This window comes from Trinickia sp., from assembly GCF_051961175.1.
Taxonomy (GTDB): Bacteria; Pseudomonadota; Gammaproteobacteria; order Burkholderiales; family Burkholderiaceae; genus Trinickia.
Genome location: NZ_JBQCDN010000152.1, coordinates 31883 through 43312 on the forward strand (window position 1 = coordinate 31883; position 11430 = coordinate 43312).

6 protein-coding genes and 1 tRNA gene are annotated in these 11430 nt (G+C 62.5%); 5 read left to right on the plus strand and 2 right to left on the minus strand.

The window, feature by feature from the left end:
* Positions 1-82: 82 nt before the first annotated feature.
* The 5 genes from ACTHL0_RS08860 to ACTHL0_RS08880 all read left to right on the plus strand — a co-directional run bounded on the left by ACTHL0_RS08860 (position 83) and on the right by ACTHL0_RS08880 (position 7065).
* Positions 83-1030, plus strand: coding sequence for a LysR family transcriptional regulator (locus tag ACTHL0_RS08860; protein ID WP_440566352.1), 948 nt, complete (start codon positions 83-85; stop codon positions 1028-1030).
* A gap of 138 nt (positions 1031-1168) precedes the next feature.
* Positions 1169-4624 carry an adenylate/guanylate cyclase domain-containing protein gene (locus ACTHL0_RS08865; protein WP_440566353.1) on the plus strand — a complete coding sequence of 1152 codons (3456 nt, stop codon included), beginning with the start codon at positions 1169-1171 and terminating at the stop codon, positions 4622-4624.
* A gap of 51 nt (positions 4625-4675) precedes the next feature.
* Positions 4676-5725, plus strand: coding sequence for a patatin-like phospholipase family protein (locus ACTHL0_RS08870; protein WP_440566354.1), 1050 nt, complete (start codon positions 4676-4678; stop codon positions 5723-5725).
* 44 nt (positions 5726-5769) lie between these two features.
* Positions 5770-6405, plus strand: coding sequence for an HD domain-containing protein (locus tag ACTHL0_RS08875; protein WP_440566355.1), 636 nt, complete (start codon positions 5770-5772; stop codon positions 6403-6405).
* Positions 6406-6639: 234 nt separating this feature from the next.
* Entirely contained in the window at positions 6640-7065 is a 426-nt protein-coding gene (locus tag ACTHL0_RS08880; protein WP_440566356.1) for a hypothetical protein, read from the plus strand.
* Positions 7066-7074: 9 nt separating this feature from the next.
* Here ACTHL0_RS08880 and ACTHL0_RS08885 read toward each other — a convergent pair whose 3' ends face one another.
* A complete protein-coding gene (locus tag ACTHL0_RS08885) occupies positions 7075-10602 on the minus strand; it encodes a pyruvate carboxylase (protein ID WP_440566357.1) in 3528 nt (1175 codons plus the stop codon).
* Positions 10603-11275: 673 nt separating this feature from the next.
* Positions 11276-11351: transfer RNA gene (locus tag ACTHL0_RS08890), tRNA-Val, on the minus strand.
* Positions 11352-11430 lie beyond the last annotated feature (79 nt).

An 11430-nucleotide genomic window follows, 5' to 3' on the forward strand; every position in this document is an offset into this window, starting at 1 on the left:
ATTGCTGGCACGCAACCTCGCTGCTGCGCCGCTCGGCAGACATTGCGTTGCGATAGAAAAACGATACGGAGGGAGGTGGGTCATGGACCGCTTCTTTGCAATGAAGGTGTTTACGCGCGTCGTCGAGTCGCGCAGCTTCGTCAAAGCCGCTGAATCGCTGCAATTGGCCGCGCCGCAGGTGTCACGCACCGTGCAGGCGCTCGAAGCGCATTTGGGTGCGCGTCTGCTCAATCGCACGACGCGCAGCATCAGCGTCACGGACGACGGCGAAGCTTACTATCAGCGCAGCATCCGCGTGCTGGCCGAAGTCGACGAAATGGAGGCCGAGCTCACGCATGCAAAGCTCAATCCGAAGGGCCGGCTCAAGGTGAACCTGCCGGCACTCGTCGCCAAGATGGTCATTATTCCGGCACTCCCCGATTTCTTCGAACGCTATCCCGACATCGAGATCGAGATGGGGCTCAGCGATCGTCAGGTCGATATCGTCGAAGAAGGCGTCGACTGCGTACTGCGCACGGGCGAACTCGAGGATTCGGGGCTCGTTGCGCGGCGCATCGGCAACATGCGTCGCATTACCTGTGCATCGCCCGCCTATCTCGAGAAATATGGCGAGCCGAAGTCGATCGAGGATTTGCGCAACCATATCGGCGTCAATTACGTGTCGAGCAATACCGGGCGCATGCGCGGTTGGGACTATGTCGTGGATGGCGTGGTCGAAACGATCGATATGCATGGTCTGATCGCCGTGAACGACGTCGATGCCTACGTCTCCTGCGGCCTTCACGGCCTCGGGCTGCTCAAGACCGCGATCTTTCCGATCGCGCATTACCTCGAAACGGGCGAGCTCCAGGAAGTACTCAAGGATTACTGTTCGCCGCCGCGCGCCATTTCGATCATGTATGCGCGCAACCGGCACTTGCCGCGCAAGGTTCGGGTGTTCGCCGATTGGGTGGCCGAGGTGTTCGCGCGCGAGCCGTTGATGCAGACGGTACACCCGACCAAGACGAGCGTGGGGGCCGAAGCGGCGTAGCGATAAGGCCACGCGCTCGATCACTTCCCGCCGCCCGTCGCAACATCGGCCGATCTGCGGCGTGCCGCTTGCAGCCGGCCCGTCTGCGGCCTAATGTTGCTATTGCAGGGAGAAGGTATCGGGCCGGGGAAGGATCGTATGCGCTGCGCACATTGCGGGTTCGACAATACCGCCGGGGCCAGCTTCTGCGAGACCTGCGGCGCGCTACTGCGGCGCGTGTGTTCGCGCTGCGGCCATGAAACCGGGCCCTCCGCGAAGTTCTGCAGCGAATGCGGCGCGGCACTGCCGAGCGGGCCCGCCACGTCGCCCGTCCCCCCTCGAATGGTCGGCGCCGCCCCGCCGGCCCCCGTTCATTACACGCCCCACCACCTGGCCGAGCGCATCCGCGCCGAGCAAGCGGCGATGGAAGCACGAGGCGAAATTGCCGGCGAACGCAAGACCGTGACCGCGCTGTTCGCCGACATGGCTGGCTCGACGGCGCTCGTTCACGACCTCGATCCGGAAGAGGCCCATCGCTTGATCGAACCCGTCGTCGCGCTGATGATGGAGGCCGTCCACTACTACGAAGGCTACATCGCCAAATCGCTCGGCGACGGCATCCTCGCGCTGTTCGGCGCCCCCATCGCGCACGAGGATCATCCACAGCGTGCGCTGTATGCGGCGCTGCGGATGCAACAAGCGATGCGCCGCCATGGCGACCGGCTCCGGCTGGAACAGGGCATTCCTCTACAGATTCGCGTCGGTGTTCATACCGGCGAAGTCGTTGTGCATTCGATCAGAACGGACGACTTGCACACCGATTATGATCCCGTCGGCCACACGGTTCACATCGCATCCCGGATGGAGAGCATTGCGACGCCCTCCTCCATCCTCGTCAGCGAGGCCACGCACAAGCTCGCCGAAGGCTATTTCGAATTCAAGGCGTTGGGGGCCACGCGGCTCAAAGGCATTCCCACGCCGCTGTCTGTCTATGAAGTGCTGGGTCCGGGCGCCTTGCGCACGCGTTTGCAACTCGCGGCGCATCGCGGGCTCGCGCGGTTCGTGGGGCGTCAGAGCGAACTGACGTGCTTGCACGAGGCGTTAGCGCAAGCCGAGGCGGGGCACGGACGGATTGTCGCTGTGGTGGGCGAAGCCGGTGTCGGAAAATCGCGGCTGTTCCATGAATTCAAGGAGCGTTCGCGGCACGGCCGGTTGGTATTGGAGACGTTTTCGGTGTCGCACGGCAAGGCATTCGCCAATCTGCCGCTGATGGAACTCCTGAGAAACTATTTTCAAATCACGGCACAAGACGACGAGCGCCGATGCCGGGAAAAGGTCGTGGGAAAGATGCTGACGCTCGATCGGCACTTCGAAACCGCGGTGCCGTATGTGTTGTATCTGCTCGGCATCGGCGAACCGGACGCGACGCTGGCGGAGATGGACCCCGGTATCCGGCGCGACCGCACGTTCGATGCGATCACGCGGCTGTTAGCGCGCGAAAGCCGCGACCAGCCCGTGGAGCTTCTGTTCGAGGACCTGCAATGGCTGGACCGCGAGACCGAGGCATTTCTCGCGCAGCTGATCGAGCACGTACCGGATACGCGAATCCTGCTGCTCGTGAACTATCGGCCCGAATATCGGCCGCCTTGGCAGTACGCCGATCATTGCAGCGGGTTGAGGCTCGAATCTCTGACGCCAGCCGAGGCAGGCGGGCTACTCACGTGCCTGCTCGGGGATGACGCCGAGCTCGAACCGATCAAGCAGCTCATCTTGGAGAAAACGGAAGGCAATCCATTCTTTATGGAGGAAGTGGTTCAGACGCTGGTCGAGGAGAAATCGCTCGCAGGCGATCCAGGCCGCTACCGGATCGTGCAAACGCCTGCCACGCTGCACATTCCAACGACGGTGCAAGGTGTGCTCGCCGCGCGTATCGACCGGCTTCCTGTCGCGGAAAAGGAACTGCTGCAAACGCTCGCCGTGATCGGCAAGGAGTTCCCCTTCAGCGTCGTTCAGCGCATATGCGGAGGCCATGGGGGCCACAATGACGACGACCTGCGCCACCTTCTTGCCAACCTCGAGGCGGCGGAGTTCATCTACGAGCGGCCCGCTTTTCCGGAAGTGGACTATTCGTTCAAGCACGCGTTGACGCAGGAAGTCGCCGGCCACTCGCTGCTCACCGCGCGGCGCAGCGTATTGCACGAACTCGCCGCACAGGCGCTCGAGGCACTCTTCCCGACGCGCATCGCCGACTACTGCAGTGAACTGGCGCATCACTACAGCTTGAGCGGCAATATCCCCAAGGCGGTCGAGTATCTGCACCGCGCCGCGCAACAGGCCCTTCGCCATGCCTCCCATCCGGAAGCGATGCATCACCTGGGCGCCGCGCTGCATCTGCTCGAACGTCTCCCGGACACCCCCTCTCGCAAGCAACAAGAATTGGCCCTGCTCCTTGCACTCGGCCCGGCATTGATGGACGTGCGAGGCTATGGCGCGCCGGAAGTGGCGGCCGCCTATACCCGCGCCCTCTCGCTGTGCGACGAGATCGGCCAGCCCGAGCAGTTATTCGCCGTGCATCTGGGGCTGAGGATCCACTACATGTCGCGTGCGCAACATGCAAAAGCCAGCGAACTGGGCGAGCGGATGCTGCGCATGGCACACGATGCCAATGATCCCAGTCTGCTCGTCGAGGCGCATGGCGCATTGGGCGTCTGCCGATTCTTCCAAGGCGAGTTCGGCGACGCCCGCGCTCATCAGGAAAAAGCGCTGGCCCTGTACGATCCTGACCGGCATCAAGCACACGTCTTCTCGCATGGCGTTGATCCGGGCATCCGCGCGTTGAACTTCCTGGCGTTGACCTTATGGCTTCAGGGCTATCCCGACCAAGCGCTCGCGCGGATGCAGGAAGCGCTGGTGCTCGCGCGCAAGCTTGCGTATGGCCCGACCTTGGCATTCACATTGGCTTACGCGGCCGAGCTGCATCAACTCCGGCGCGAGTCGTCGCGCACGCGCGAATACGCCGAGGCCGTCATTGAGCTTTCGACCGAACAGGGTCTGCCGTTCTGGCTCGCGTGGGGCACCTTGTTTCGAGGCTGGGCCCTCACGGAATGCGAAAGCGTCCATGAGGGAATCACTCAGATGTGCCGGGGTTTGGCGGCCGATGAAGCCACCGGAAGCGCCGACCAGCGATCGTATTTTCTCGCTCTGCTGGCCGACAACCTGCGGATTGCAGGTGACGTGGAAGCGGGCCAGCGGATGCTCGAACAAGCGCTGACGGTCATGGAACAATCGGGCGAGCATTGCTACGAAGCGGAACTCAGCCGCCTCAAGGCCATCTTGCTGCTCGCCGCTCCGAACGCCGGCACACCTGCGCCCGCGTCGGCGGCCCAAGCCGAAGCCGAGGCGTGCCTGCACAAGGCGATTTCGGTGGCGCGCTTTCAGGGCGCCCGATCGCTGGAATTGCGGGCCGTATCGAGTCTCGCCCGACTTTGGCAGGGCACGGGCAATACTGAGCAGGCACGGCTGGCGCTTTCCGGAATCTATCACTGGTTTTCGGAGGGGTTCGACACGGCCGATTTGCGGGATGCAAGAACGCTGCTCGACGAGTTGGCTGAGTAGGCTGACTGCGTGGGCTGAATGCGCCGTGTTCGTGAATCGAGGAGACAAACGATGTCGACAACGCATGCGAACCCGCCCCGTCATACAGACCGCAAGCGCATCGCGCTGGCGTTGCAAGGCGGCGGCATGCACGGCGCGTTCACCTGGGGCGTGCTCGACCGCCTGCTCGAAGACGGCAGGCTCGAAATCGAGGGCGTGAGTGCGACCAGTGCCGGGGCAATGAACGCTGCGGTGCTGGCCTACGGACTGCTCATCGGTGGCGAAGAAGGCGCACGGCGGGCGCTGCATGATTTCTGGTATGCCGTATCGCAATCAGCCGAGCGCTACAACCCGTTGCGCTGGGCGCCTTGGTTGAAGGGGACGCACAGCTTCGGCCTCGATCATTCGCCGTTGTATGCGTTCGCCGACATGATGCTGCGCGTTTTCTCGCCCTACCAATTCAACCCGCAGAACGTTAATCCGCTGCGAGATGTGCTCGAGAGTCAGGTCGATTTCGCCGAATTGCGGCGGCGGTGCCCCATTCATCTGTATCTGTGCGCGACCAACGTGGAGACGGGAAAAATTCGCCTGTTCAGCGGCGAAAGCCTCAGTTCGGACGCCGTGCTGGCATCCGCTTGCGTGCCGACGCTGTTTCAGGCCGTCGCGATCGACGGCGAGCATTACTGGGACGGCGGCTATATGGGCAACCCCGCCATTTATCCATTGATCTATCACTGCGCCACCCAGGACGTGGTGATCGTTCATATCAACCCGCTGATTCGCCGAGGCGTGCCGACGACGACCGCCGACATCCTCAATCGCATCAACGAAATCAGCTTCAATTCATCGCTGATGCGCGAGATGCGCGCCATCGCCTTCGTCACGGATCTCATTTCGCAAGGCAAGATCGATCGTGGCGAAATGAAGGAGATGATGATTCATTCGATCCGTGCCGACGACGCCATGTGCGCCCTCAGCGTGGCGAGCAAATACAACGCGGATTGGGCATTTCTCGGCGAACTGTTCGATAGAGGGCGGCGCGAGGCCGATGGCTGGCTCTTGCACCACTACCGGGATGTCGGCGAGCGCTCGAGCATCGACATCCGCCGGGAGTTTCTTTGAATTGCGCGACGAGGTCGCCACAGCATCGAGCAATGGAGCGGGCAATGAGCCAGACGCAGGAGCGCTTCGCCACACTATGGCTACGTTGCGGCGGCCTGCACGCACAGGAGGTGTATGCCGACTTGGTGCGCTACTACGCGGAGCCGACCCGCCATTACCATACGATGCGCCACATCCGCCGCTGCCTGCGCGATCTGGATCAGGTGCGCGCCGCAGTACCCGACCCCGACGCCGTGGAATTGGCACTGTGGTGTCACGATGTGATCTATGTCCCCGGCGCACCCGATAACGAGCAACGGAGCGCGGACTGGTTCCGGCAATGGGCAGACGGACGCATCGCCGGAGACGAACGCATTTGCGACATGATCCTGGCAACCAAGCACGCGCAGATACCCGTCGGAACAAATGCTTGCTTTGCCGCCGACATCGATCTCGCGATGCTGGGCGGGCAGCGAGCCCGCTTCCGTGACGACGGCGCGCGCCTGCGGGCCGAACGGCCGGACCTCGACGATCGTACTTACGAACTGCACGAGCGGGCAGTGCTGGAAAACCTGCTGATGCGCGAACGCATTTATCACACCGACGTGTTTCATACGCGTTGCGAGGTGCGAGCACGAAGTAATCTCTCATGGCGGCTCGGCCTGCCGATTGGGGGCGACGGTGAATCCGGCCCCTTCTAAGAGACTCGACGGTTTTCTCGCGCTGGAATCGGTAAAACACCCGCGCGAACCGGGGAACCCACCGCGGCGGGACCGAGTCTTGTCAGACGATACCTACACGGTCGCCGCAGGTCCTACATTCGTCTCCGCATCCGCTGATTTCGCTTGGTCCTCCCATAGACCATAGTGAAATCAACGAACGACGACCCTTCTCAACGCCCTTCCCCAACCGGCGGCCGTCGCGGGAGACAGATCATGAAGACGATTCGCTTTCTGAGCCATCAAGAAATCTTCGACCGCGTCGTCGCGCACCTCACCGAACAACGAGGTGCGGCGCTGCTTCCGCGCGGGGGCGGCGCCTACCGTGGCGCCTGTGGCGGTTGCCCGATCGGGCACTTCATTCGCCCGGCGGACTATTCGAGCGCCATGGAAGGCGTGCCCGTGCGTTATTTGACCGGCTCCGAACTGAGCCATCCGTCGTACATGGACGCCGGCATCGCCGCGCTGCGCAAGGCGCTGGTCAAGGCGAAGATCAACGTCTACGAAGGACGCACCGTCGCCCTGCTGAGCTGCCTGCAAAACGTCCACGATGCGTTCGGCGTCTGGGAGTGGCAAGACCGGCTTCTGTCTATCGCTCGCGAATTCGGTCTCGTTGCCGATCAGCTCAAAGCGGCTGCGTAACGCGCGGCTTTACTCACTCGCTGCCTTCAACTCGATGAGCAGATCCTTCGCCGCAACGCGGTCGCCAGGTTGAACGTGCACCGCCGCGATCTCGCAATCGCGGTCGGCCGCGATATGGGTCTCCATCTTCATCGCCTCCAGCGCAATGAGCGTGCTTCCGGCTGCGACGCGCTGCCCCGGTTGCACCGCCACGGTGACGACCGAGCCCGGCATCGGTGAAGCGATGTGAAGCGGGTTGCCCGGTTCGGCCTGCGAGCGGCCTCGACGCGCCTGGCCTGCCTGAACCGCCGCGCTGCGACGCTCGACCAGCGCGCTGCGCGACTGGCCGTTCAGCTCGAACAGCACCTTGATCATCCCGTCCTCGGTGTCCGCATGCTGCCCCTGCAGCGAGATGAGCAGCGTCTTGCCCGGCGAGATCTCGACCGCCACTTCCTCCTGCGGCTGCGGACCATACAGGAAAGCCGGCGTCGGCAGCACCGACGTATCGCTATAGGTGCGCACGTGTGCGTAATACTCGCCGGTCTGTTTCGGATACATCAAGTACGAAGCGAGCTGCCGGTCGTCCAGCGGCTGCCGGCACTGCGCCTCGCCTTGCGCACGCGCCGCGTCGAGGTCGACCTCGGCGATCTTGTCGCCGGGCCGGTACGGTTCTGGCGGCTCGCTCCTGAGTACCTTGCGTGACAACTCGGCCGGGAAGCCATCGGGCGGAAAACCCAACTCGCCCTTGAACAGCGACACGACGGACTCAGGGAACGCGATCTCCTTGGCGGGGTCGCGGACATCGTCGACGCTCAGATCGTTCGCCACCATCATCAAAGCCATGTCGCCCACGACTTTCGATGTCGGCGTGACCTTCACGATATCGCCGAAGAGTTGATTGACTTGCGCATAGGCCCGCGAGACCTCGGTCCAACGATGATCGATGCCTAGCGAACGCGCTTGCTCGCGCAGGTTCGTGTATTGGCCGCCGGGCATCTCGTGACGATAGACGTCGGCGGTGCCCGCCCGAATGTCGGATTCGAACGGCGCGTAGTAACGGCGCACGCCCTCCCAGTACATCGACGCCTCGTGCAAGTCGTCCTGATCCACGCCAGGGTCTCGTTCGCCACCGGCCAGGGCTGCCGCGATGCTCGACAGATTCGGCTGCGACGTCAGGCCGCTCATCGCATCCAGCGCGCCGTCGATCGCATCGCAGCCCGCGGCAACTGCCGCGAGCGACGATGCCGCGGAAATCCCGCTGGTATCGTGCGTATGGAAATGCACGGGCAAGCCCGTTTCATCCTTCAGTACCCTGACGAGCGTAACGGCTGCTTGCGGACGGCAGATACCCGCCATGTCCTTGATGCCGAGAATATTCACCCCCGCGCGCTGCAACTCACTGGCGATGCCGACGTAGTACTTGAGATCGTATTTCGAGCGCGACGGATCGAGCAGATCGCCGGTGTAGCAGATCGCCCCCTCGCACAGCATGCCGTTCTCGCGCACCGCGTCGATCGCGACCCGCATGTTGCGCACCCAGTTCAGCGAATCGAAAACGCGGAACAGGTCGACGCCGGTGCTTGCCGCCTGCTTGACGAAGAAACGCACGACGTTATCGGCGTAATTCGTATAGCCGACCGCGTTCGAGCCGCGCAGCAGCATCTGGAACAAGATGTTGGGAATGCGCTCTCTCAACTGCGCGAGCCGCTCCCACGGATCCTCCTTCAGGAAGCGCAGCGCGACGTCGAAGGTCGCGCCGCCCCAGCATTCGAGCGAGAACAACTGCGAGAGCCGATGCGCATAGAACGGCGCGATCGGCAACATATCGGCCGTGCGCATGCGCGTCGCGAACAGCGACTGATGCGCATCGCGCATCGTCGTATCGGTGAGCAGCACCTGCTTCTGGTCGAGCATCCACTGCGCGAATTTCTCGGGGCCCAGTTCGCGCAGCCGGTCTCGCGAGCCTTGCGGGATCGCGGATGCCGTATCGATCTCCGGCAAGATCGGTCTGGCCAGCGGCAACTTGGGCATCGTACGGCCATTCATCTCGACGTTGCCGTTCACGGTCAACTCGCCGAGATACCGGAGCAGCTTCGTCGCACGGTCCCGGCGCTTCGTGAATTCGAGCAGCGACGGCGTGAGATCGATGAATCGCGTCGTCACATCGCCGGCGATGAAGCCGGGGTGATTGATCACGTTTTCAAGGAACTGAAGATTGCATGTGACGCCGCGGATGCGGAATTCGCGCAGGGCGCGATCCATCCGATGAATCGACTCTGCCGCGGTCGGCGCCCACGCCGTGACCTTCACGAGCAGCGAATCGTAGTAAGGCGTGATGACCGCACCGCCGTAGGCCGTGCCGCCGTCCAACCGGATGCCGAACCCCGCGGGACTGCGATACGCAGTCAACTGCCCGTAGTCGGGCAGGAAATCGTTTTCGGGATCTTCGGTCGTGATACGGCATTGCAGCGCGTGACCGTTCAACTGAATGTCTTCCTGGCGCGGTACGCCGGCCGCCTTCACGGCGGCTTCAGTATCGGCGTTAGCGTCCGCATCGCCTCTGGGCTCGGCCACGCCGATTCGCCCGCCTTCGGTGATGCGGATCTGTGCCTTCACGATATCGATTCCCGTTACCATCTCCGTCACGGTGTGCTCGACCTGAATGCGCGGGTTCACTTCGATGAAATAGAAGCGACCCGTGTCCGCATCCATCAGAAATTCGACTGTGCCCGCGTGCGTATAGCCGACGGCACGCATCAAACGCAACGCGGATTCGCACAATTCAGTACGCGTCGCCTCGTCCAGGTAGGGCGCCGGTGCGCGTTCGACGACTTTTTGATTACGCCGTTGCACGGTGCAATCGCGTTCGTACAGATGCACGACCGAACCGTGCATGTCGCCGAGCACTTGCACCTCGACGTGGCGCGCGCGGCGCACGAGTTTTTCGACATAGACCTCATCATTGCCGAATGCGGCGAGCGCTTCGCGGCGTGCGGCGGCCAGCGAGGCTTCGAGATCGCGCTCGCTTTCCAGCACGCGCATGCCGCGCCCGCCGCCACCCCAGCTCGCCTTGAGCATTAACGGGTAGCCAACGCCTTCGGCCAAACGCTTGCAGGCATCGAGATCGTACGGCAGCGGATCGGTTGCCGGCATGACCGGCACGCCCGCGGCGATGGCTGCGTTTCGTGCTGCCACTTTATTGCCGAGTGTCCGCATGACCTCGGGCGACGGCCCGATCCAGCGAATACCCGCATCGATCACCGCCTGCGCAAAGTCCGGATTCTCCGAAAGGAAGCCGTATCCGGGATGAATCGCATCGACCTTGGCTTGCCGCGCGACACGCAGGATGTCATCGATGTCGAGGTAGGCCGCGAGCGGCTTCTTCCCCTCGCCCACCAGGTAGCTCTCGTCGGCCTTGAAGCGGTGCAGCGCGAGGCGGTCCTCTTTCGAATAGACGGCCACCGTGCGGATATCCATTTCAGCGGCTGCGCGCATCACACGAATCGCGATCTCGGAGCGGTTGGCAATCAACAAGGATTTGATCGGTGTGTAGTCCATGGTGTGCAAGGGGCAAGTTGAATGGGCAAGCGTGATCGCGGCGCGGCCGCGAACCTCCGACGCACGGGCAGTGCCTTGATATTTTCGCGCCGCAAATAGGAAGCGCCTAGTGTCCTGTCCCGTAAGTTCTTTGATAAATGAAATTGTCCAGTTGGTCGTCAGGCAAGGAGCGAGGAGGCGCCATAGCCGTAGCTATGGCAACGACGAGCGACGCCGCCTGGCGGCCAAATGGGCGATTTCATACCAAAGAACTTACGGGACAGGGCACTAGAACCCCAACGACATTACGCAAGAACACTACGCATACGGCGTGCAAAAACCGACGGCGACGTGCATCTCGCCGACATACCGCTCAATTTCGGGTTCCGCCAACGCCGCAATGGCGTGCGGCTACGATGTACGCTTGCGCGAGACGGATCCGCGTTACGTCAGGTTTTGAACGCTGACCGGATGCCTGCATGGCCATCGCACGGGAAATCGGCGCGAAAGTCGAGGCCCGCGAAATGCAGTAGGAATGATGAAGGACTGCTTGTGCGAACGCTCTAATCGCCGACCACGGATGTCCTTGGACTGTCCACAGACGACAAAAAACCCGCAGAGCGCAATAGCTGTGCGGGTTTTGGGGTACTACGGCAGATCCCTTCGGACCTGCTTGAAAGCTATTCGCGAACGATGGTGGGTGCTGAGAGGCTCGAACTCCCGACCTACGCCTTGTAAGGGCGCCGCTCTACCAACTGAGCTAAGCACCCGTTCGCCAACTCGCTTTGCTTCTTTTCGCTCTGCTTGCCAACGTCACGACATTGTCAGGACATTCACAACCAGCGAGCC